This window comes from Acinetobacter sp. UBA6571 (genome assembly GCF_002434085.1).
In the GTDB taxonomy this organism is placed as follows: Bacteria; Pseudomonadota; Gammaproteobacteria; order Pseudomonadales; family Moraxellaceae; genus Acinetobacter; species Acinetobacter radioresistens.
This window is the reverse complement of sequence record NZ_DJJJ01000034.1, coordinates 1-22,316: the sequence shown is the minus strand read 5'-3', so window position 1 is coordinate 22,316 and position 22,316 is coordinate 1. Positions and strand designations below refer to the sequence as shown.

Below are 22,316 nucleotides of genomic sequence, written 5' to 3'. Positions count from 1 at the left end.
TTTTAAATGCACCCGTATGGGTGTAATTGTCGTTAGGGTTGACCAAATTTGTATTGAATAGGAAGCCAAGCCAATGGCTGAAACTGACATTGCTATGCCAGAATCAACGCCAGTTGATTCACGCCCAGCATTTGCAATTGTAGAAGAACTCAAAACCAAGTTTGGTGAGAACTTCTACGTGCAACCGACTTGTGAAAATTTTCCGACGGTCTGGGTCGAACGCGCACGTGTACAAGAAGTGCTGATGTTCTTGCGTACGGTAAGTAAGCCGTATGTGATGCTATTTGACTTGTCTGCGATGGATGAGCGTTTACGCCAGCATCGTGATGGTTTGCCTGCATCAGACTTTACTGTGTTCTATCATTTGTTATCGCTTGAGCGCAATACCGATATCCGGATTAAAGTGGCGCTGAATGAGCATGACTTGAACCTGGGTACCATTACCAATATCTGGCCAAATGCCAACTGGTATGAACGCGAAGCTTATGACATGTTCGGGATTAACTTCGAAGGTCATCCGATGCTTCGTCGTATTCTCTTGCCAACTTACTGGGAAGGTCATCCGCTTCGTAAAGAGTACTCTGCGCGTGCAACTGAATATACGCCATATATGCAGGACAAGGCCAAGCAGGACTATGAACAGGAGCATCTGCGTTTTGTACCAGAAGACTGGGGTCTAAAACGCGGCAATGCCGATGAAGACTTTATGTTCCTGAACCTGGGTCCTAACCACCCGTCTGCGCATGGTGCATTCCGTGTCATCTTGCAGCTAGATGGTGAAGAGATTAAGGACTGTGTACCGGACATTGGTTATCACCATCGTGGTGCCGAAAAGATGGGTGAACGCCAGACTTGGCATTCATACATTCCTTATACTGACCGCGTAGACTATCTGGGCGGCTGTTCTCAGAACATGCCTTATCTGATGTCGATTGAACAGTTGGCTGGTATTACTGTGCCAGATCGTGCACAGTGTATTCGTGTCATGATGTCAGAGCTGTTTCGTATCAATAACCATCTGTTATATATCGGTACTGCGATTCAGGATGCCGGCGGTATGACTCCGGTGTTCTACATGTTTGCTGACCGCCAGAAAATTTATGATGCAATTGAAGCTATTACCGGTTTCCGTATGCATCCGGCCTGGTTCCGTATTGGTGGTACTGCACATGATCTGCCAAATAACTGGCAGAAACTTATCCGTGAAATCCTTGAGTGGATGCCGAAACGGATGAATGAATACTATACGGCTGCACTTCGCAACTCGGTGTTTATGGGCCGTACCAAAAACGTAGCACAGTATGATGCTAAAGCAGCATTGGCTTGGGGCGTAACGGGTACAGGTTTGCGTGCGACAGGTATTGATTTTGATGTGCGTAAATACCGTCCATATAGCGGTTATGAAAACTACGACTTTGAAGTGCCAGTAGAGTATGAAGGTGATGCTTACGCGCGTGTCATGGTTCACTTCCATGAAATTAACGAAGCACTGAAAATTATCAAGCAATGCTTGGATAATATGCCTTCTGGTGCTTATAAGGCAGACCATCCACTGGCTGTACCACCACCAAAAGATAAAACTTTAAAAGATATTGAAACCCTGATTACCCACTTCTTGAGTGTGTCTTGGGGACCTGTGATGCCAGCAGGTGAATCCGCAGTGATGGCAGAGGTGGTTAAAGGCGCGTCAACTTATTATTTGACTTCAGACAAGTCAACGATGAGTTATCGTACCCGTATCCGTACACCGACCTTCACGCACTTGCAGCAAATTCCTTCTGTGATTAATGGCAGCCTTGTGTCTGACTTGATCATTTATTTAGCGACTATTGATGTCGTAATGGCAGACGTGGATCGCTAAGGGGTAACGCATTATGATGATTTTGACTGACAAAAAACCACGTGTGAATGTCGAAGGGATTTTAACTTCTGAAGAAATCCATGAAATTCAGCATCACATTGGTCATTATCCCTATGCACGTGCGGCTTCACTGGACGCACTAAAATGTGTGCAGCGCCGTAACGGCTGGGTAGATGATGCCCAGCTTAATGCGATTGCCCAGCTGCTTTCAATCAGTACTGCTGATCTGGAAGGTGTTGCAACATTTTACAACCGTATTTATCGCCAGCCTGTAGGGCGTCATGTGATCCTGTTGTGTGATTCGATTGCATGCTTCCTGATGGGTGCAGAAACTTTGGCAGAAGCATTTCAGCGTGAACTTGGCATCCAGTTTGGTCAAACGACTGCTGATGGCCGTTTTACCTTGCTACCAATCTGCTGCCTGGGTAACTGTGACAAAGGCCCAACGTTAATGATTGATGGAGATACTCACGGTCTAGTTGAAGTGACCTCTATCCAACAGTTATTGGAGAAGTATGTATGAATACCGAACCAAAACCAATTTACGGCGACGGTAACCCGGAAACTCATCCATTAACTTGGCGTCTAAGTAAACAAGAGCATGTACGTAGTGCTGATGACTATGAAACGCTTGAAGGTTATGAAGGCTTTAAAAAAGCGCTAGGCATGCCGCCAAAAGATGTACTGGAAATTGTCAAAGCTGCAACCGTTAAAGGGCGTGGTGGTGCAGGCTTTCCGGCGGGTATCAAATGGTCGCTGATGGCGCCAAATGATAATTCAGGTCCACGTTACCTGATCTGTAACGCCGATGAGATGGAGCCAGGTACGTTCAAAGACCGTTTGCTGATGGAGCGTTTACCGCATCAGCTGATCGAAGGTATGCTGATTGCAGGTTATACCTTGGAAGCGACTCACGGTTATATCTTCATCCGTGGCGAGTATATCGAAGCTGCACAGTATTTAAATGAAGCTTTGGAACAGATCCGTGCCAAAGGTTATTTGGGTGAAAATATCCTGGATACTGGCTGGAACTTTGAAATGTACGTGCACACTGGTGCAGGACGTTATATCTGTGGCGAAGAAACTGCACTGATCAACTCGCTGGAAGGTCGCCGTGCCAATCCGCGTACCAAACCGCCATTTCCACAGGTCGCAGGTGCTTGGGGACGTCCTACAATTGTCAACAACGTAGAGACTTACAACAATCTGCCAGCGATTATGCTGCGTGGTCCGGAATGGTATATCGGTCTGTCTGCAGGCAAGTCTAAAGATCCAGGTACCAAAATTTATGGTGCATCAGGCAAAGTGAAATTTCCTGGGCTATGGGAGCTGCCATTTGGTACTACGGCACGTGAAGTCATTGAAGAGCATGCCGGTGGTATGCGTGATGGACTGAAACTAAAAGCCTGGCTGCCAGGTGGTGCATCAACAGACTTTCTGACCGCCGATCATATTGATCTGCCAATGGACTCTGACAGTATCATGAAAGCTGGCTCTCGTCTGGGAACCTGCTTGCTAATGGTGTTTGATGAGAACCAGTGCATGGTTTCAGCGACCCGTAATTTAGAAGAATTCTTTGCGCGTGAATCTTGTGGCTGGTGTACACCGTGCCGTGATGGGTTGCCATGGAGTGTGAAAGCACTGCGTTCAATTGAAAATGGTGAAGGCAAGATGGAGGATATCCAGCATCTTCAGGAACTCACCAAGAAATTGTGGATTGGCAAAACATTCTGTGCCCACGCACCAGGTGCGATGGAACCGCTACAGAGCGCATTAAAATATTGGCGTCATGAGTTCGAAGCGAAGATCAAAGATCATGCTCCAGCTCGTGAAGCAGAACAAGCTTAAGGAATTCGACTATGGCTACAATTCATGTCGATGGAAAATCATACGAAGTTGACGGCTCAGAAAACCTGCTACAGGCCTGTCTGTCACTGGGTATCGATATTCCGTATTTTTGTTGGCATCCATCCTTAGGCTCTGTAGGTTCCTGCCGTCAATGTGCAGTAACCCAGTATGCAAATCCTGAGGATACACGCGGTCGTCTGGTTATGTCATGTATGACCCCCGCGGCTGACAATACCTATATTTCGATTGAAGATAAGGAAGCGGTAGATTTTCGTGAGTCTGTCATTGAATTTTTGATGACAAACCACCCGCATGACTGTCCGGTATGCGAAGAGGGTGGCCACTGTCACTTGCAGGATATGACTGTGATGACCGGTCATGACCGCCGTCGTTACCGGTTTACCAAGCGGACACATTACAATCAGGAACTGGGTTCATTTATTGCGCATGAAATGAACCGCTGTATCGCATGTTACCGCTGTGTACGTTATTACAATGACTATGCCGGCGGTACTGACCTGGGCGTATATGCCAACGCGTCACGTGTGTATTTCGGTCGTCCAGAATCAGGTGCTTTGGAATCTGAATTCTCTGGAAATCTGACAGAAATCTGTCCAACTGGCGTGTTCACTGATAAAACCCACTCAGAGCGTTATAACCGTAAATGGGACATGCAGTATGCGCCGAGCGTATGCCAAGGCTGTTCTTCAGGTTGTAATATCTCTCCGGGCGAGCGTTATGGTGAGCTGCGCCGTGTTGAAAACCGGTTTAACGGAGAAGTAAACCAGTACTTCCTGTGTGACAAGGGTCGTTTTGGTACCGGTTATGTCAACCGTGCCGACCGTCCACGTCAACCGCAGTTCCGTTCAGGTACCACAGTGACTACCGCAACTGTAGATGAAGCGCTGGATCAAACTATTGCCAAGTTAAAAGGTAAAAAAGTTCTGGGAATTGGTTCGCCACGTGCCAGCCTTGAGTCTAACTTTGCACTACGCGAACTGGTTGGGCAGGAAAACTACTCAACAGGTATGAACCAGAAAGAGCAGTCACTGGTCGAGCTAGCCGCAGCTATCATGCAGACTGAGGGAATTTATAACCCGAGCATGCGTGAAATTGAAAGCTATGATGCCGTTCTGATTTTAGGTGAAGATCTGACCCAGACCGCACCACGTATGGCCTTGTCTGTACGTCAGGCTGCAAAAAATAAAGCCAAAGAAATGGCTGCAGAGCGCCGTACTCAAGAATGGCTGGCTGAACCGGTCAAGCGTATTGCTCAAGATGCAAAATCTCCGATCTATATCTTGGCTGCAACCCAGACCCGACTGGCAGATGTCGCTACAGGTGAAGTGGTTGCTTCTCCAAACGATATCGCGCGTTTAGGCTTTGCGGTCGCACAAGCAGTGGCGGGTGAAACCATTACTGGTCTGGATGACAGTGCATCTGCATTTGCACAGACTATTGCTGATACCCTGAAAGCTGCGAAAAAGCCTTTGATCATTTCAGGCACCAGCTTGCAAGATGCTGCCATCATGGAAGCTGCTGCACAGGTCGCACAAAATCTGGGTGGTCATGCCGGTTTAAGTCTGACTGTTCCTGAAGTGAACTCAATGGGGCTGGCTCTGTTTGGTGGCTTAAGTCTCGAACAGGCTTTTGCACAGGATTATGATGCAGTAATTGTGGTTGAAAACGATTTGTATCGTCGTCTGCCAGCTACCCGTATTGATGCAGCACTGGCTAAAGCAGCTGAGGTTATTGTATTGGATCATTCTGATACAGCGACTGTTGCTCAAGCATCGATTGTATTGTCTGCTGCAAGCTTTGCTGAAGGAGATGGTACGGTAGTTAGTCAGGAAGGTCGCGCACAGCGTTACTATCAGGTTTATGATCCGTCATACTATAACCCGGCTTATGCGATCAAGGAGTCTTGGCGCTGGCTGCATGCTTTACAGACCGGTCTTGAAGACAAGAACATTAGCTGGACTGTACTGGATGATGTCATTGAAAGTGTCGCTAAAAATGTACCTGTACTTGAAGCGATCCAAGACGTTGCTCCGGACGCGGGCTATCGTATCCATGGTCTGAAAATTGCGCGTGAACCACGTCGCTATTCTGGTCGTACTGCAATGCGTGCGCCGCTTTCTGTACATGAGCCAAAACAGCCAACAGATATTGACTCTGCATTAACCTTTTCTATGGAAGGTTATGTGGGTCCGCAAAAAGCATCATCTCTGGTACCATTTGCCTGGGCTGCGGGTTGGAACTCGCCACAAGCCTGGAATAAATATCAAGATGAAGTCGGTGGCCATTTAAAAGGTGGAGACTCCGGCGTGCGTCTGTTTGACCGTCTGGCTAAACGCCCGGCACGTAGCTATGTTGCACCTGCTGCAGTTCTTGCAAATGCAGAAAGCTTCCGCCTGGTTCCAATGCATCACATCTTTGCTTCTGGTGAGTTCACTGTTAAAACACCAGCGATGGAAACCCGTATTCCTGAAGCGATGTTTGCTGTAGGTGAACAGGATGCCAGCCGCCTTAATGTACAAGATGGTCAGCGTATGACTGTTAAAACGGGGGATACCACCATCAGCCTTCCTGTACAAGTGATTGAATATTTACCGACAGGTTATATCGGTTATCCGGTAGGACTGGCACCTACGGTATCCTTGGCTGAGCCTGTATCAGTTGCGGTAGGAGTGTAATCATGAACGAAACCTTACGCGTACTACCGCAATGGGCAGCCGGTTGGGAAACTACCTTTATGGTAGTACAGGCCATTATCGTACTGCTGGTGGTGGTATTAATGGCAGCGCTGATGTCTTTTATTGAGCGTCGCCTGCTGGCTGTCTGGCAGGACCGTTATGGTCCGAACCGTGTAGGTCCAGGCGGCATGTTCCAGATTGTAGCTGACATGCTTAAAATCATGTTCAAGGAAGACTGGACACCAAAATTCTCTGACAAACTGACATTCCGTCTGGCACCTGCGGTTGCGATGGCAACTGCAGTACTCTCATTTATGGTGATACCTGTATCACCATCTCTGGGCGTAGCCGATATGAGTATCGGCCTGCTGTTCTTTATGGCGATGGCTGGTATTGCAGTTTATGCCGTATTATTTGGCGGCTGGTCTTCAAACAACAAGTACGCATTACTGGGCGGCCTGCGTTCTGCAGCCCAAACAATTTCTTATGAAGTCTTTCTGGGTATTTCACTGATGGGTGTAGTTGCAATTGCAGGTTCTTTCAACCTGCGTGAAATTGTAGAAGCCCAGCGTGACATGTGGTTTATCATTCCGCAGTTCCTTGGTTTTATGATCTTCGTAGTCGCAGGCGTAGCGGTGACTCACCGTCATCCATTTGATCAGCCGGAAGCCGAACAGGAACTTGCAGAAGGTTACCATGTTGAATATGGTGGTATGAAATGGGGGATGTTTTTCGTTGCTGAATACGTCAATATCATCCTGATTTCTGCCCTGATTGTAACTCTATTCTTTGGTGGATGGCTTGCACCATTCAATCTTGAAATTCCGTTCTTGCCACCAGCATTCTGGTTCATTATTAAAACTGCTTTCTTTGTCATGATGTTTGTATTGGCTCGTGGTTCACTTATGCGTCCACGATATGACCAAGTGATGAATTTTGGCTGGAAAGTGTGTCTGCCATTGGCGTTAGTAAACCTATTGGTAACTGGCGCTGTTATTCTGATGAATGCGGCCTAGGACAGCAGGGAGTTAAAAATGTATAAAATTCTAGCTGGAGTTGGGTCAATTGTTCGTACGCTATGGATGGTCTTCACCCATGTCGGACGTAAACGTGACACCATTTTATATCCGGAAGTACCTGCTGAGCAGATCGTACCGCCACGTTATCGTGGACGGATTATTCTGACACGTGATCCGGATGGTGAAGAGCGTTGTGTTGCCTGCAACCTATGTGCTGTCGCCTGTCCGGTAGGCTGTATTTCACTGCAAAAAGCAGAGAAAGAAGATGGTCGCTGGTATCCGGAATTTTTCCGTATCAACTTTTCACGTTGTATCTTCTGCGGTATGTGTGAAGAAGCATGCCCAACCACAGCCATTCAGCTGACACCTGACTTTGAACTTGGTGAATATGTTCGTCAGGATCTGGTTTATGAAAAAGAACATCTGCTAATTTCTGGTCCTGGCAAATATCCTGACTACAATTTCTATCGTGTAGCAGGTATGGCAATCGAAGGCAAAGACAAAGGTCAGGCACAAAAAGAAAGTGCACCTATTGATGTACGGAGTCTATTACCATGATGTGGCCATTTTATCTAATGGCTCTTGTGGCCATTATCTCGACGATTCGTGTGGTAACCAACACCAATCCGGTACACGCTTTACTCAGCCTGATTGTTTCACTTCTGGCAGTAGCAGGTATTTTTCTGATCGTAGGTGCGCCGTTTGCTGGTGCACTTGAAGTGATCGTTTATGCAGGCGCTATTATGGTGCTGTTCGTGTTCGTGGTTATGATGCTGAATCTGGGGCAGCAAACCATGGAGCAGGAGCGTAAATGGTTAAACTCATCTGCCTGGGCCTACCCGGCACTGATGTCATTCCTGATGGGGCTGATTTTAGTGTGGATGCTCGGTGGTGAATACACTACTGCAGGTGCTACGCTCGGCCGTGAAGTTATCGGACCCAAGGCTGTAGGTCAGTCACTCTTTACACATTATTTATTATTGGTTGAGGTTGCCGCAATGCTGCTTCTGGCTTCGCTGGTTGCTGCATTCCATATTGGTCGACGTGAACCGGGTGCAGAAGAGGAAAACAATAATGGGTAACATCCCTCTAGAACATGGTTTGATTGTCGCAACCATTCTTTTTGCACTGGGCTTTTATGGTGTAATGGTACGACGTAACCTTTTGTTTATGTTAATGAGCCTTGAAGTCATGATGAATGCAGCAGCATTGGCATTTGTATTGGCGGGTAGTGCCTGGGCACAGCCGGATGGACAGATTATGTTTATCCTGATTTTGACCTTGGCAGCAGCAGAGGCTTGTATCGGTCTCGCGATCGTCCTTCAGTTTTATCATCGCTTCCATCATCTGGATGTGGATGCTGCTAGTGAGATGCGCGGATGAGCTATTTATATTTGACAGTATTATTCCCGCTAATCGGTTTTCTCTTGTTGGCGGCGGGACGCGATAAGCTTTCTGAAAATATCTCTGCAGTAATCGGTGCAGGCTCAGTAGGCCTGTCTGCTCTGATCGCACTGATTGCTGGTATAGAGTTTGTAGGTAATGGTTCAGTGGCTCAGGCTCAGCATTTGTGGACCTGGTTCAGTGTTGGTACATTTGCTCCTGGCATTAGTCTACATCTGGATGGTCTATCTTTACTGATGACCGGTATGATTACTGGGGTAGGTTTTCTGATCCATATCTTTGCTTCGTGGTATATGCGTGGTGAAGAAGGTTATGCACGCTTTTTCTCTTACTTCAACCTGTTTGTAGCAAGCATGTTGTTGTTAGTACTTGGCGATAACCTGGCACTTTTATTCTTGGGCTGGGAAGGCGTGGGCCTGTGTTCATATCTGCTGATCGGTTTTTATTATTCGAATCCTGCTAATGGCTGGGCGGCAATTAAAGCCTTTACCGTGACTCGTGTAGGTGACGTATTCCTGCTGATTGCATTATTCCTGCTTTATCAACAGTTCGGAACATTAAATATCCAGTATATCGTGGCAAATGCAGCTCAGGTCATGACTCTAAGCTCGTCACTATCTATCTGGACTGCGTTAATGTTATTCCTTGGAGCAGCCGGTAAATCTGCACAGATACCACTGCAAACCTGGCTTGCAGATGCAATGGCAGGTCCAACACCTGTTTCTGCACTGATCCATGCCGCTACTATGGTAACCGCAGGTGTCTACCTAACCTGCCGTATGTTTGCTGTAATGGAAATGGCACCAGAAGTGATGCAGTTTATCTCCATTACTGGTGCGGTTACTTTGCTGGTTGCTGGTTTTGCTGCCTTGGTACAGACCGATATCAAACGTATTCTGGCTTACTCAACTATGAGTCAGTTGGGTTATATGTTTATGGCGGTTGGTGCAGAAGCTTATCAAGCAGGGCTGTTCCACATGCTGGCACATGCTTTCTTTAAAGCATTACTGTTCCTGTCTTCAGGTGCAGTGATTCTGGCTTGTCATCATGAACAGAATATTTTCAAAATGGGTGGCTTACGCAAGAAAATTCCATTTGTGTTCTGGTGCTTTGTTATTGGTGGTGGTGCACTGGCAGCGTTACCAATTGTGACCGTGGGCTTCTTCTCTAAAGATGCGATCCTTGGTGCAGTTTATGCACAGTCAGCCATGTCCAACCTGCCACTTTATAATACATTGTACTGGGTAGGGGTAGTGGGTGCTTTCCTCACTTCAATTTATACATTCCGCTTGATCTGGGTAGTATTCTTTGGTGAAGAGAAGACTCATGCGCATGAAATCAAGGGAGTGACCTATTGGGGTCCGCTGGCAATCCTTGCAGCGTTGTCAACCGGTTTGGGTTACTTCTTGCAAGGTCCAGTAAATAAGCTTCTGGCTACAGCTATTCCTGCATTTAGTATTCCTGAAACACTGGAAGATGCGGTTGCACATGCCGAGCATCTAGCAAGCGGTGTTGCAATTGCTGGTCTGATCGTGGGAATTATCCTGTTTGCTTTTGCTTACAATGTCGTAAAAAGCATTGCCAATACATCGTTTGGTACAGGTATTGCCAATATCTGGCGTAATGCTTTTGGCTTCGATGCCCTTTATCATCTTGTTTTTGTAAAACCATATTTGCTCATCGCGAAGATCATGGGTCGTGATCCGATTGACAGTCTGTGGCTGGTTCTGCCTGCGCTAGTTAAAAGCGGCAACAGCTTTACAAGTTCTCGTCAAACCGGTTTGCTACGTGAATACGCATCTAGCATGTCACTCGGGGTAGTGGTGTTGCTGATGATCCTGATCGTGATTCAGGTAGTGGGGAAATAAAATGGAAAACAATTTAATTTTACCCGCGCTGATCCTTGTTCCGTTCATTGCAGGTTTTATTTGCTGGCTGGTCGACAAGCTCGACCAACATCTACCACGCTGGATTGCTTTAATTGGCATGCTCGTTACTTTGGGCCTGACCATTGCTCTTTGGCAGACTGGTACTTATGACTATAGCTTGGGCCAGAAGGTTCCAACCTGGTCTGCAGAGTTTGCACTACCTTGGATTCAAACCCTGGGTATCAATATTCATTTGGCAGTAGATGGACTTTCTTTACTCATGGTCGGCCTGACAGCACTTCTTGGTGTGCTGGCAGTAGGCTGTTCATGGGGTGAAATCCAGAAAAATGTTGGTTTCTTCCACCTGAACTTATTATGGTCTCTAGGTGGAGTCATCGGGGTATTTCTGGCTATCGACATGTTCCTGTTCTTCTTCTTCTGGGAGATGATGCTGGTGCCGATCTACTTCCTGATCGCACTTTGGGGACATAAAGGTTCAAATGGACGTTCGCGTGTTTATGCGGCAACCAAGTTCTTTATTTATACGCAGGTTGCAGGCCTGATCATGCTGATCGGTATTCTGGGGCTGGTGATTTACGGTTATATGATGACCGGTACCATCAACTTCAGCTATAACTATCTGCTGGGCGTTGCCAATGCACTGGACACTCAGCTGCCTTCAGTTGCATACGCATTTATGATCTGTATGTTTATCGGGTTTGCGGTCAAGTTGCCAGTATTCCCGTTACATGGCTGGTTACCAGATGCCCATGCTCAGGCGCCTACAGCAGGTTCGGTTGACCTTGCAGGGATCCTGATTAAGACTGCTGCTTATGGTTTGCTCCGTTTTGTTATTCCGTTCTTTCCGGCAGCATCTGCAGATTTTGCCAATATCGCTATTATCTTTGGTTTGATCGGTATTTTTTACGGCGCATGGTGTGCTTTCCAGCAAACAGACATGAAGCGTCTGCTGGCTTACACTTCCATTTCGCACATGGGTTTTGTGTTATTGGCGCTATATGCCGGTAATATCCTGACCTTCCAGGGTCTGATGATCATGATGCTGGCTCATGGTTTGTCGTCTGCTGCATTGTTTATTATGTGTGGCCAGATTTATGAGCGTCTACATACACGTGATATGCGTCTGATGGGCGGTATTCGCGGTCAGTTCCAGTATCTGCCATTCTTCCTGATGTTCTTTGTGGCAGCGTTAGTCGGTATTCCTGGTTTAGGTAACTTCATCGGTGAGTTCCTCATCCTGATGGGTTCTTATGCAAAATTCCCAGTATTTACAATTCTTGCAGCAGTCAGTCTGGTATTTGCCGGTCTGTATGGTTTAATCCTGATTCACAAAGCTTTATTTGGTGTGCCAAATGAAGAACAAAAGCAGCATTATTCACATCCATTAAAAGATCTGAATGCTCGTGAAATGGTAATTCTACTGATCTGTGCGCTAGGTCTAGTCTGGCTTGGTCTCTATCCACAAACTTTCCTTGATGTGTCCAACTCAAGTATGGCGTGGTTAGCAAATAGCTACATTCCTGTTCAAGAAGTCGTTGATGTCACCCAGCAGGTGTCGACTCAACTCGAAAATGTGGAGATCCAATAAGCCATGAACTTCACAATGTCATTTTCCGAGCTTATGCCATTAGCTCCTGTGATGATCGTGGCCTTAACTGCGATCGTGGTAATGATCCTCACGGCAATCAAACGTAACCATAACCTGATTGCTACTGCCACAGTAGTGGGTTTAAACCTGTCCGTCATCTATATCCTGATGGAAATGTTCGGTGGTCATTTTGTACCGGCGAATGTTATGGGCATGTTTATGGTTGATCCATTTACCATGCTGTACCAGTTACTGATCTTGATCGCTGCGCTGGCCTGTTCAACACTGTCTCATGCTTATATCGAGACTTATAAGAGTAACCGTGAAGAGCTGTATATTCTGCTACTGACTTCAGTGGTTGGTGCAATGCTGATGGTTTCAAGCAGTCACTATGCATCTTTCTTTATCAGCCTCGAACTGATGTCAATTCCGGTTTACGGTTTGCTGGCCTATACACATCAGCGCGCCCGTTCTCTTGAATCTGGTGTGAAGTACCTGGTGCTGTCAGCTACTGCTTCAGCTATGCTGCTGATGGGTATGGCATATATCTATGCTTATACTGGCTCATTGTCATTCTATGACTCTGTACAGGCACTCATGCAGGCAATCCAGCAACCAATGGTAATTATTGGTCTGGGACTGATTATCTTTGCTATTGCATTTAAACTATCGCTGGCGCCATTTCATAAATGGACGCCTGATGTTTATGCAGGTGCACCAGCACCGATGGCAACCTTCCTTGCTACCGCAGCAAAAGTAGCGACTATTGGCCTGTTTGTGCGCTATATACTCACTTCAGGTGCGATCCTGATTGAGTCACTAGTGACTATTATTACCATTATTGCAGTTTTATCGATTCTGGTCGGTAACCTGCTGGCAGTTCGTCAAGTAAACTTAAAGCGCATTCTAGGTTATTCATCGATTTCGCATTTCGGTTATCTGCTGATTGCACTGGTCAGTATGACCTATGTAAGTCTGGGCAGTGTAAGTGTTTACGTGATTACTTATGTATTAACTACGATCGGCGCTTTCGGTGCTGTTGCCCTGATGTCGAGTCCATATAATAATCTGGATGAAGCTGAATCATTGGCAGATTACCGAGGTCTGTTCTGGCGCCGTCCGGTTCTGACTGCAACCTTAACTGTCATGATGCTGTCTTTAGCCGGTATTCCGTTGACTGCAGGCTTTATTGGTAAGTTTCTTGTAGTTATGGCAGCAGTTACTACCCAGCACTGGTTCTTGGCTGCAATGGTGATTGTAGGTTCGGGTATTGGTCTATATTACTACCTGCGTGTAATGGTGGTTATGTATATGACGCCGCCTGAGACACCACGTATCGATGCAGATAAGCACTGGGGCCAGAAAGTCGGCGGTTTAATGGTTCTTGGTGCAGCTGTGCTGGTATTGTTCTTGGGTATCTATCCAGATCCGATGATCAAGCTTGCGCTCCAAGCCGAGATTTTATCTCCAATCCACTTCATGTTAAGTCAGCAATAATTCTTAAAAATTATTGGATTTAACAAAAAAAGCCCCCAGACATTGGGGGCTTTGCTTATTTCAGATATAAAAAACATTTATAATGCCCCCAACTAAAACTTATTCTTTAGGTGTTCTCCCGTGCCCATTCAAGAAATCCGACATCCATTAATCCGTCATAAAATTGGTCTTTTGCGTCGTGCCGATATTAGCACCAAAAATTTCCGTGAACTGGCTCAGGAAGTTACTATGCTGCTGACTTATGAAGCAACACAGGATCTGCCAGTAGTTGACCATGAAATCGCAGGATGGGCAGGACCAGTTACAACTCAACGTATTGCCGGTAAAAAAATTACCGTAGTACCAATTTTACGTGCCGGCATTGGTATGCTGGATGGTTTTTTAAACCTGATTCCGAGCGCCAAAGTTTCTGTATTGGGGCTTGAACGTGATGAAGAAACATTAGAAGCGCGGACTTACTATAAGAAACTGGTTCCAGATGTACAAAATCGTATCGCCATGATTATTGATCCAATGCTGGCCACAGGTGCTTCGCTAGTGGCTGCAATTGATGTCCTTAAAGCCAGTGGCTGTAAGGATATCCGGGTGATGGTCCTGGTTGCAGCGCCTGAAGGAATCAAGAAAGTAGAAGATGCTCATCCAGATGTGCGTATTTTTACTGCTTCAATTGATGAAGGACTAAATGCACAGGGGTACATTGTGCCGGGTCTAGGGGACGCAGGCGACAAGATTTTTGGTTCAGTACAAAAAGACTAAAATATTTGCTGTCGAGGTAAGAAAGAGGCGAAAGCCTCTTTTTTTATTAGAATATTTTAAATTTGAAATACTGCAAATTATGCTGTTAAGGTTAAGAGTGTAACATTATAGCAAAGGCCTGTACCCGCTTAATCTGGCTAGAATGAGCGTGATATTAGCCAGATGAATTCCTGCTAAAAAATGAGATTTTTTCAAAAATAGCTCCAAAATAAGAAAGACAGTAAGAATATAGCTAATGAAAATGATGTAGACTGATCAAAAAAAGCGCCTTAAGGCGCTTTTTTTTATCTCTCTTCACAAAATCGCATAAATGCTTTTAAACCCGGACCCTGATATTTCTGGCGGTGAACCAGCATAAAAAGAGGGCGCGTTAACTGCCAGAAGGGTGTATCTAGTATGACTAACTGACCTTTTTCACGAAGAGGCTCAATAGCTAGTCTGGAAATACAGGAAACCCCCATACCACCAGCAACTATTTTTAAAATGGCTTCATTATGCCCAAGCGTTAAACGGATGTTTGCATCAGGTAGATCCTGCAAAATACTATTATCAAATACTTCACGGGTACCTGAACCTTCTTCACGCAAAATCCACTCAGCATTTAAAAAATCTTTCTGACTCAGCGGTTGTTTATGCTGTGCCAATGGATGATCAGGTGCACAGCAGACAGCAAGCTCATCATCACGCCAATGGATACATTGCAGTTGGGGTAAATGGCATGAGCCTTCAATGAGTGCCAAATCCAGCTGAAACTGATTTACAGCTTCAATCATCTGGCGGGTATTACCTACCTGAAGCTGTAGATGAGCTTGGGGCTGAAGCTGCAAGAAGCCAGCCATCAGATCAGGCATTAAATAATCACTGATCGTTAAGGTCGCACCCAGACGCAAATCAATACTTTGTAGTTCACCTTTAGCAGCCTGTTCAAAAGACTCACAACGACCTAGTATTTCTAAAGCTTGCGGAAGCAAGAAACGTCCCAGATCATTCAGTTGTAGACGTTTACCTAAGCGGTCAAACAGGGGGGCACCCAAACCATCTTCCAGATCTGCCAGTGCCATACTGGCTGCACTTTGAGTCAGTTTTACGGCATCGCTTGCCCGGGTGACGGTACCCTCTTGAGCAACTGCTACAAAAACCGCCAGCTGGCGTAATGTCATACGCATGAATGAAGCCTTAACGTTTAAAAAATATAAAATAAATAGATGGTCATGCTACCATGAGCACAGTCTCTCATGCCATGTAGAAATCATGTCAATTGAAAAATTTACTCAGGAAAAAGTTTTATCAGTACAGCGCTGGACCTCTAACCTGTTCAGTTTTACGCTGACACGACCTGCACATTTCAAGTTTACTGCCGGCCAGTTTGCGCGTATAGGCTTAAAAGTTGGAGATGAGCTGATCGTACGCGCTTATTCAATTGTTTCTTCACCTTTTGATGAAACTCTGGAATTTTTCTCGATTGTTGTGCCTGACGGGGCTTTTACTTCTCAGCTACAGTACCTGAAAGTAAATGACGAGCTGTATCTGGAAAAGATTCCTTATGGATATCTGACTTTGGCACGTTATCAGTTGCCACTGCCTAAAGATCTATGGCTGCTTGCCACAGGAACTGGTCTGGCGCCGTTTCTATCAATGCTACAGGATTTTGAAACTTGGACTAAATATCAGTCAATTCAGCTGGTCTACAGTGTACGTACAGAGGCCGAGTTAGCTTATCTAGACCGCATTCAGGAAATGGCCAAAATATTTGGGGAAGGGCATCAAGGCTTTCATTTTATACCAGTTATCACCCGTGACCCAAATGCCCGATTACATGAACGTTTGCCCGTACTTATTGAAAATGGTGCACTGGAAGCTGCGGCAGGGCTGCAATTTAACCCTGAGACCAGTCATGTAATGCTTTGTGGTAATCCGCAAATGGTAGAAGATACCAAGGAGGCACTGAAACGGCGTGGGCTCAGTATGAATCGTCGGGGTGAGGGAAATATTGCGGTGGAAAATTACTGGTAAGGGATAATAAGTATAGATAGATATGTTTAATGTACAAACATATCTACAAACTCACGGATCTCCTGAATTGCACTGTCAACATCTGAACTGAGCCAAGTCGGTTCAAATATCCCTGAATAATGTTCAATACGGTCTTGTGGGACCACCAGCCGGATTGGACAGTCTTCTTCAAGCAGGCGCCAAGGAATAATAGGCACTTCCTGATCCAGAAATGCACTGATATTACGAATATCAATGATCATCGCATTTACACAATCGGGAAATGGCATTACTGAAAATTCTTCAGTACGACGCCGAAAGTATTCTAGATCGCCCCACTTTAATACATAGCTAGGCTTGCTAAACTCAATAATCCCGATCAGGTGCAGGTCACGCGTATGATGTAAATAGCACTGATGCGTAACATCGGTGTCTAGATCCAGTGAGGTACGCTGTAGACGATATGCCATAAATAAACAGAATGCATAAAACTTGGCCCAATAGTATAGCGCATTTTTAACTACAACTTAGAAACATTGCACACGTTCCCACTATGCTTTTTCACACAATACAACATAAGTGCTTGTTATGATGAAAATCCAAGCCATAAGAATAAGAGAATGACTATGCAACACGATTTTAATAAACCGCCTCATACTAATGGCCCACAGGATACGGTAAAAAAAAACCGTTTACCTATTTATATTCTTATTGCGGTAGGTATTTTTCTGGCGGCTTTAGTGGTTTATATGATTGGCGACCGTGATCCGGATTCTTCTGAGGCTCCGCCACAGCATCCTAATGCAGAAATGGAACAAGCTTCCATGAACAATACAACCCCAGCAGTAGCCGGTAATACCGAAGCGACGGCAGTAGACAGTACGGCAACAGATACTGGCGGTACAGCAGCAGCTCATGATACCGGTACTGGCTCTGCCCATGGTCAATAAGGCTAGCTAGACGAGGATCAGACTATAGTGGCGGCTGTTTAAATATTGCTATCCACTTAAGTCACCTCAGCCTATAGCCTTAATGTGTATACATTAGGGCTTTTTTGCAATCTTTTACTGACGATTTGTTGTATTTATGCTCACTGTAGTTGAATAAACATTGTCCACAAAATATGTTGAAAAGGAATATAAGCCTAGCTTTCTAAACATTCTTAACAACTTAAAACGCTTTAAAACAAGCAAATTGAAGCATAACAAGAGGGCATAACAAAATGAATGATTACTATGCTGGAGGAGCCCGAGGTCCGGGTTTTGATGCAATGTACTATTGGGATCAATTCCATCCCATTATTGCGGCGGTTGTGATATTAATTCTGGGCTGGATTATTGCATTGGTCATTGCTGCCGGAGTTAAAAAGCTTCTGCAAAAAATGAATACCAATCATAAATTATCTAATGCAGCAGGGCACACTACAACTACAGGAACGTCTCCGAATTATGAGGGACTTTTCTCACGTATTGTATTCTGGTTTATTTTAATTATTGCCATTATTGCTGCTTTAAATGTTCTGAATATCAATAGCGTCAGCGGTCCGTTTAGTAATATGATCAGTCAAGTGCTGGTATTTATTCCTAATCTGATTGCAGCAATCGCGGTAGGCTTTATTGGCTGGCTGGTAGCACGTCTGGTGCGTACCGGTTTAACCAAAGTACTGGCCCGTACACAACTTGATGAAAAGTTGAGTAATGATGTCGGTGTAAGTCCTATCAGTAAAAATATTGCTGATATCATTTACTGGTTAATCCTTTTACTGTTCCTGCCAATTGTCCTTTCTATTCTGGGACTGGATGGCCTCTTGGTGCCAGTTCAAAACCTGGTTAATAAAGCTGCGCTATATATTCCTAATATATTCATGGCAGCTATCATCCTGTTTGCAGGCTACATTCTGGCCAAAATTGTTCGTGGTATTGTAGAAGGTCTGGTTAACAGCCTTGACTTGCAGACTCAGGTACAAAAAGTAGGTTTATTTAAAAATTCTAATTTACCTGGATTCCTTGGTTCATTCGTGTTTGCAATCATTATGATTACAGCACTGATTGTAGCTTTTGAAGCATTAGGTATACAAAGTATTTCTCAACCTGCAACTGCGATGCTCTATGAAATCATGAACGCAATTCCGCATATTATTGCTGCGGGCCTGATTCTGATTCTGGCATACATTGTGTCACGCTTTGTCGGTCGTCTGGTTGCTGAACTGATTGCCGGTACAGGTGCAGATGAACTACCAGCTAAGGTTGGTGTTCAGCGTTTCATGGGTAATGCCAAAGTATCCAGTATTGTTGGTTACCTAATTGTATTCTTCACTATGCTGTTTGCTCTGTCTGAAGCAGCAAACCGTCTTGGTTTTGAGCAGGTCAGCGCGCTGATTGCCATGTTCATTTACTTTGGTGCCAATATCCTGCTAGGTGCAGTAATTTTGGTAGTAGGTTTCTGGCTGGCCAATATAGTAGCGAATGTTGTTGAACGTGGTGAATACAATAGTTCACGTTGGTTAGGTTGCCTGGTTCGTGTATTAATCATGGGTCTGGTAATTGCTATGGGTCTACGTGCAATGGGCATTGCCGACTCTATTGTAAACCTTGCCTTCGGTCTGACTCTGGGTGCTGTGGCAGTAGCATTTGCTCTAGCCTTTGGTTTAGGTGGACGCCAACCGGCTGAACGTGTTTTGACTGACTTGATTGATAAAGCGAAACGTGAGGCGAACCATCCAAATCCTTTACGTAATAATGACTCCGGTACTACCAGTTCAACAATGACTTCAACCACTGGTTCATTTGCAGCTGCTCACACCCCTGCAACTAGCCCGTCAATGACTTCATCTCAAGGTACAGATACTTCAGCTGCTAAATCATCTGAATTATCTATGGACGGGGCTTCGTCCCAGGTAACTGACAGCACAACTAAAACTGCGGAGAATGGAACTTTTATGCCAGATACCGATAATGATACCAATGCGCCAATGCGTACTGATTTGTCAAATACTACTCCGGCGACATTAACGACTGCACCATATGGTGATAATGAAGCCTCTGGCATTGATCAGGTTACGCCTGATTCAGTAGGGGTTAATCCAGTAAATCCGCCTACTAATAATCCATTTGGCTCTACAGGTGAAGCTGAGCCGAATGTAGATGCTAACAAAAATCCAGAAAAGAAAGATGATCAAAAATAAGCTTTGATCTGAATAAAAGATGGGTCACCTGAGCGTGGCCTTTCTTTTTAAGTTCATAACAGGAGAGGTATAAAAATAATGCAAAACTATCCGGAGCGACGTCCACCCAACAAGGTTCTTGCACCATTAATTATTGCCGGTATTACTACAGGTTTTTTAAGTGCGGCTTATAAGTTTATCTTTAAGAAAAATTCTGAGTTAAGTCATAAACAGAATATAACCGAAAATAAGTCCGAACATAATTCAAAGGTAAAATGTCCAGAACAGAAGCATGAGGAGTTCTGAAAAATCTTTAGGACCAAATATCGTCATGAAAATATGGCAAATTTTATAGGGTCTCAATTGTACTGAGGAAACAGTTTATATATGATGAAGACTTAAAGAAAAATATTACTCAGCTATTCAATAAAAATCTAAACAAGGAACTGTTATGTCAATTAAAAATCTTTTAAATACAATGTTTAAAATAGAAAAATCAAGTTCAATGAGGCTTGCTGTAAACAAGATGGAAACAGCCATTAGCCGTTTACAGCAGGCGCGCCAGATCATTTTATTACGTACAGATTATCTCGAATAACTTATACATATTGACTGGCAGCATGGGCAGAAGCCCATGCCCATTGAAAGTTGTATCCCCCTAAGTGACCAGTGACATCCAACACTTCACCAATAAAATAAATCCCTTTCTGTTTTTTGCTTTCCATGGTTTTGGATGAAACTTCAGTCGTGTCTATCCCACCCAAAGTTACTTCAGCGGTACGGTAACCTTCTGTGCCAGAAGGCTTAACACTAAAATTTTGCAGATTCTCACCGATTTCTTCTAGTCTCTGGTCACTTAAATTACCAATTCCAATTTCAGATTCTTCAGGCCAAATCAAGTTCTGTAGCTCTACTACAATACTTTTAGCCATATATTCATTAAGTAATGTACGGAGCAGAACTTTAGGCTGCGACTGCTTTTTTTGTTTTAACCATATCGCTATATCTGTTCCCGGCAGAAAATTAATCTGAAAGCTTTCACCATTACACCAATAATTAGACAGTTGTAGGGCACTTGGGCCACTTAGACCGCGATGGGTAAATAACAGGGCCTCAGTAAAAGTATTTAAGGAATTACTTAGAGTTGCCTCCAGTGCATTACCACTTAAACGGGTAGTCACTTCCTTGAACTGATCACTAAAGGTGAAAGGAACTAAGCCTGCACGGGTAGAGTAAACATAATGACCAAACTGTTTTGCCAGTTCATAGCCGAAACCTGAACCACCCAGTGTAGGAATGGACAAACCACCAGAAGCTACAACAACAGATTCACAATTAAACTGACCTTGTGCTGTGATAACTTCAAAGCTGTTTTCACAAAGTGGATTTACCGCTTTGACTTCACAGCTGCTTCGAATTTCAACATTCCCTGTTTTTTTACATTCGCTGAGCAGCATGTTTAAAATATCTTTGGCGCCGTTTAAGGTAAAGAGCTGTCCATGCTTGCGCTCTTCATACTCAATACCATAATCACACACCAGTCCAATAAAATCCCAGTTGCTATAGCGGGATAGAGCAGAGATAACAAAATGCGGATTATGGGAAATGTAGTGTTCAGGCTCGACATATAAATTGGTAAAGTTACATTTACCGCCACCAGACATAAGAATTTTTTTGCCGACTTTATTGGTTTTCTCTACAACCAGAACCTTACGCCCCCGTCTGGCAGCCAAAGCTGCGAGCATTAGTCCAGATGCGCCGGCACCTATAACAATCACATCATAATATGCTGCAGCCATCAGTAATTCCCAGTCATAAAAAAGCTCGGCATTATAGTCGATTTTCAGAAAAAGATTCAGGAGGTAGAGGGAAACCTTGTAATCCTCCACTGTGAATGGCGAGAATACGGGTATGAGGTTGAAAATAATTTTTTTGAATCAGATCTATTAGTCCAAATAGCATTTTTGCCGTATAGATTGGTTCAAGAGGAATACTATAAGCTTTCTTAAAGTGTTGTATAAAGTCGAGCAGCGCAGGCGTAATTTTAGCATAACCACCAAAGTGATAATCCTGTAGCAGCTGCCAGTGGGTTTTGTTAGTCCATTGAGTGATTTCTGCTTGTAAAAAATCTCCCTTTAGCACTGGAAAACCTAAGACCTGATGCTGTTCTGAACTGGCTTCAATCAAGCCACTCATAGTTCCGCCAGTACCCACCGCACAGCAGAAAACATCATAGTTTTCCAGATCTTGTGAAGAAAGGATTTCCTTGCACCCAGTTACAGCGAGTGAATTGGTACCGCCTTCTGGAATGATATAAGCCTGAGGAAAACGTTGCTGTAACGTCTGCAGGTAGGCCTGATCAGCCCGGTATTTGTATTCATGACGACTTATAAAATAGAGCTGCATGCCATTTGCTTGGGCCTGCATAAGGGTTGGATTAAACGGACGCTGAGCCAGTTCTTCTCCCCGGATAATACCTATAGTAGATAAACCGGCAAGTTTGCCTGCGGCGGCGGTAGCAGCAATATGATTCGAAAAAGCGCCTCCAAAAGTCAGAAGTTGTTTGAATCCTTCTGCCAGAGCAAAATGGATATTGTTTTTAA

General features: G+C 44.7%; 21 protein-coding genes. 17 read left to right on the top strand and 4 right to left on the bottom strand.

Features of this window, described 5'->3' with window-relative positions; translation table 11 throughout:
• The first annotated feature begins 73 nt into the window (after positions 1 to 73).
• The 12 genes from nuoC to upp all read left to right on the top strand — a co-directional run bounded on the left by nuoC (position 74) and on the right by upp (position 14,558).
• A complete protein-coding gene (gene nuoC / locus B3X18_RS06160) occupies positions 74 to 1,861 on the top strand; it encodes an NADH-quinone oxidoreductase subunit C/D (protein ID WP_005018663.1) in 1,788 nt (595 codons plus the stop codon).
• Positions 1,862 to 1,874: 13 nt separating this feature from the next.
• Positions 1,875 to 2,384, top strand: a complete 510-nt coding sequence (gene nuoE, locus B3X18_RS06155; RefSeq protein ID WP_005018664.1) for an NADH-quinone oxidoreductase subunit NuoE — start codon at positions 1,875 to 1,877, stop codon at positions 2,382 to 2,384.
• Positions 2,381 to 3,709: an NADH-quinone oxidoreductase subunit NuoF gene (nuoF, locus tag B3X18_RS06150; protein ID WP_005018667.1), complete on the top strand. Its 1,329-nt coding sequence runs from the start codon at positions 2,381 to 2,383 to the stop codon at positions 3,707 to 3,709. Before nuoE ends, nuoF begins: the two co-directional genes overlap by 4 nt.
• Positions 3,710 to 3,720: 11 nt before the next feature.
• Positions 3,721 to 6,405 (top strand): NADH-quinone oxidoreductase subunit NuoG, encoded by a 2,685-nt coding sequence (nuoG, locus tag B3X18_RS06145; RefSeq protein ID WP_005027681.1) that lies wholly within the window; start codon positions 3,721 to 3,723, stop codon positions 6,403 to 6,405.
• Between the two features lie 2 nt (positions 6,406 to 6,407).
• Entirely contained in the window at positions 6,408 to 7,421 is a 1,014-nt protein-coding gene (nuoH, locus tag B3X18_RS06140) for an NADH-quinone oxidoreductase subunit NuoH (RefSeq protein WP_005027679.1), read from the top strand.
• Positions 7,422 to 7,487: 66 nt separating this feature from the next.
• Entirely contained in the window at positions 7,488 to 7,982 is a 495-nt protein-coding gene (gene nuoI / locus B3X18_RS06135) for an NADH-quinone oxidoreductase subunit NuoI (protein WP_420045050.1), read from the top strand.
• Entirely contained in the window at positions 7,982 to 8,506 is a 525-nt protein-coding gene (gene nuoJ, locus B3X18_RS06130; RefSeq protein WP_171063943.1) for an NADH-quinone oxidoreductase subunit J, read from the top strand. The genes nuoI and nuoJ overlap by 1 nt, the downstream gene beginning before the upstream one ends.
• Positions 8,499 to 8,807 carry an NADH-quinone oxidoreductase subunit NuoK gene (gene nuoK, locus B3X18_RS06125; protein ID WP_005018679.1) on the top strand — a complete coding sequence of 103 codons (309 nt, stop codon included), beginning with the start codon at positions 8,499 to 8,501 and terminating at the stop codon, positions 8,805 to 8,807. The genes nuoJ and nuoK overlap by 8 nt, the downstream gene beginning before the upstream one ends.
• Positions 8,804 to 10,696: an NADH-quinone oxidoreductase subunit L gene (gene nuoL / locus B3X18_RS06120; protein ID WP_026443999.1), complete on the top strand. Its 1,893-nt coding sequence runs from the start codon at positions 8,804 to 8,806 to the stop codon at positions 10,694 to 10,696. Before nuoK ends, nuoL begins: the two co-directional genes overlap by 4 nt.
• Position 10,697: 1 nt before the next feature.
• Positions 10,698 to 12,305, top strand: coding sequence for an NADH-quinone oxidoreductase subunit M (gene nuoM / locus B3X18_RS06115; protein WP_005018684.1), 1,608 nt, complete (start codon positions 10,698 to 10,700; stop codon positions 12,303 to 12,305).
• Positions 12,306 to 12,308: 3 nt separating this feature from the next.
• Positions 12,309 to 13,802 (top strand): NADH-quinone oxidoreductase subunit NuoN, encoded by a 1,494-nt coding sequence (gene nuoN / locus B3X18_RS06110; protein ID WP_005018687.1) that lies wholly within the window; start codon positions 12,309 to 12,311, stop codon positions 13,800 to 13,802.
• Between the two features lie 120 nt (positions 13,803 to 13,922).
• Entirely contained in the window at positions 13,923 to 14,558 is a 636-nt protein-coding gene (gene upp / locus B3X18_RS06105) for a uracil phosphoribosyltransferase (RefSeq protein ID WP_005018688.1), read from the top strand.
• Positions 14,559 to 14,842: 284 nt separating this feature from the next.
• Here upp and gigC read toward each other — a convergent pair whose 3' ends face one another.
• Positions 14,843 to 15,724 carry a LysR family transcriptional regulator GigC gene (gene gigC / locus B3X18_RS06100; RefSeq protein ID WP_005027671.1) on the bottom strand — a complete coding sequence of 294 codons (882 nt, stop codon included), beginning with the start codon at positions 15,722 to 15,724 and terminating at the stop codon, positions 14,843 to 14,845.
• An 85-nt stretch (positions 15,725 to 15,809) separates the two neighbouring features.
• Here gigC and B3X18_RS06095 point away from each other — a divergent pair, with 85 nt between their 5' ends.
• A complete protein-coding gene (locus tag B3X18_RS06095) occupies positions 15,810 to 16,571 on the top strand; it encodes a ferredoxin--NADP reductase (RefSeq protein WP_005027669.1) in 762 nt (253 codons plus the stop codon).
• A 26-nt stretch (positions 16,572 to 16,597) separates the two neighbouring features.
• Here the strand turns inward: B3X18_RS06095 and B3X18_RS06090 are convergent, their stop codons facing one another.
• Positions 16,598 to 17,020: a hypothetical protein gene (locus B3X18_RS06090; protein ID WP_005018694.1), complete on the bottom strand. Its 423-nt coding sequence runs from the start codon at positions 17,018 to 17,020 to the stop codon at positions 16,598 to 16,600.
• 156 nt (positions 17,021 to 17,176) lie between these two features.
• Between B3X18_RS06090 and B3X18_RS06085 the strand changes: the two genes are divergently transcribed.
• From B3X18_RS06085 to B3X18_RS06070, 4 genes are all read left to right on the top strand, one after another.
• Positions 17,177 to 17,500, top strand: coding sequence for a hypothetical protein (locus B3X18_RS06085; protein ID WP_005027667.1), 324 nt, complete (start codon positions 17,177 to 17,179; stop codon positions 17,498 to 17,500).
• Between the two features lie 272 nt (positions 17,501 to 17,772).
• Positions 17,773 to 19,734, top strand: coding sequence for a mechanosensitive ion channel (locus B3X18_RS06080; RefSeq protein WP_005027665.1), 1,962 nt, complete (start codon positions 17,773 to 17,775; stop codon positions 19,732 to 19,734).
• 78 nt (positions 19,735 to 19,812) lie between these two features.
• Positions 19,813 to 20,019, top strand: a complete 207-nt coding sequence (locus B3X18_RS06075; RefSeq protein ID WP_005027663.1) for a hypothetical protein — start codon at positions 19,813 to 19,815, stop codon at positions 20,017 to 20,019.
• A 145-nt stretch (positions 20,020 to 20,164) separates the two neighbouring features.
• Positions 20,165 to 20,311 (top strand): hypothetical protein, encoded by a 147-nt coding sequence (locus tag B3X18_RS06070; protein ID WP_005027661.1) that lies wholly within the window; start codon positions 20,165 to 20,167, stop codon positions 20,309 to 20,311.
• 1 nt (position 20,312) lies between these two features.
• Here B3X18_RS06070 and B3X18_RS06065 read toward each other — a convergent pair whose 3' ends face one another.
• Complete coding sequence (locus B3X18_RS06065; protein ID WP_005027659.1) at positions 20,313 to 21,512, bottom strand: NAD(P)/FAD-dependent oxidoreductase; 1,200 nt, start codon at positions 21,510 to 21,512, stop codon at positions 20,313 to 20,315.
• Positions 21,513 to 21,543: 31 nt separating this feature from the next.
• Positions 21,544 to 22,316: 1-aminocyclopropane-1-carboxylate deaminase/D-cysteine desulfhydrase (locus tag B3X18_RS06060; RefSeq protein WP_286935182.1), on the bottom strand; the 773-nt coding region annotated here is incomplete at its 5' end.

Coding starts and splice junctions, on each gene's coding strand:
- B3X18_RS06090 (WP_005018694.1), bottom strand. CDS start 17,020: ATGGCATATCGTCTACAGCGTACCTCACTGGATCTAGACACCGATGTT.
- nuoG (WP_005027681.1), top strand. CDS start 3,721: ATGGCTACAATTCATGTCGATGGAAAATCATACGAAGTTGACGGCTCA.
- nuoF (WP_005018667.1), top strand. CDS start 2,381: ATGAATACCGAACCAAAACCAATTTACGGCGACGGTAACCCGGAAACT.
- B3X18_RS06075 (WP_005027663.1), top strand. CDS start 19,813: ATGCAAAACTATCCGGAGCGACGTCCACCCAACAAGGTTCTTGCACCA.
- nuoE (WP_005018664.1), top strand. CDS start 1,875: ATGATGATTTTGACTGACAAAAAACCACGTGTGAATGTCGAAGGGATT.
- nuoI (WP_420045050.1), top strand. CDS start 7,488: ATGGTCTTCACCCATGTCGGACGTAAACGTGACACCATTTTATATCCG.
- nuoN (WP_005018687.1), top strand. CDS start 12,309: ATGAACTTCACAATGTCATTTTCCGAGCTTATGCCATTAGCTCCTGTG.
- gigC (WP_005027671.1), bottom strand. CDS start 15,724: ATGCGTATGACATTACGCCAGCTGGCGGTTTTTGTAGCAGTTGCTCAA.
- B3X18_RS06065 (WP_005027659.1), bottom strand. CDS start 21,512: ATGGCTGCAGCATATTATGATGTGATTGTTATAGGTGCCGGCGCATCT.
- nuoJ (WP_171063943.1), top strand. CDS start 7,982: ATGTGGCCATTTTATCTAATGGCTCTTGTGGCCATTATCTCGACGATT.
- nuoL (WP_026443999.1), top strand. CDS start 8,804: ATGAGCTATTTATATTTGACAGTATTATTCCCGCTAATCGGTTTTCTC.
- B3X18_RS06095 (WP_005027669.1), top strand. CDS start 15,810: ATGTCAATTGAAAAATTTACTCAGGAAAAAGTTTTATCAGTACAGCGC.
- B3X18_RS06070 (WP_005027661.1), top strand. CDS start 20,165: ATGTCAATTAAAAATCTTTTAAATACAATGTTTAAAATAGAAAAATCA.
- nuoK (WP_005018679.1), top strand. CDS start 8,499: ATGGGTAACATCCCTCTAGAACATGGTTTGATTGTCGCAACCATTCTT.
- B3X18_RS06085 (WP_005027667.1), top strand. CDS start 17,177: ATGCAACACGATTTTAATAAACCGCCTCATACTAATGGCCCACAGGAT.
- nuoM (WP_005018684.1), top strand. CDS start 10,698: ATGGAAAACAATTTAATTTTACCCGCGCTGATCCTTGTTCCGTTCATT.
- nuoH (WP_005027679.1), top strand. CDS start 6,408: ATGAACGAAACCTTACGCGTACTACCGCAATGGGCAGCCGGTTGGGAA.
- nuoC (WP_005018663.1), top strand. CDS start 74: ATGGCTGAAACTGACATTGCTATGCCAGAATCAACGCCAGTTGATTCA.
- B3X18_RS06080 (WP_005027665.1), top strand. CDS start 17,773: ATGAATGATTACTATGCTGGAGGAGCCCGAGGTCCGGGTTTTGATGCA.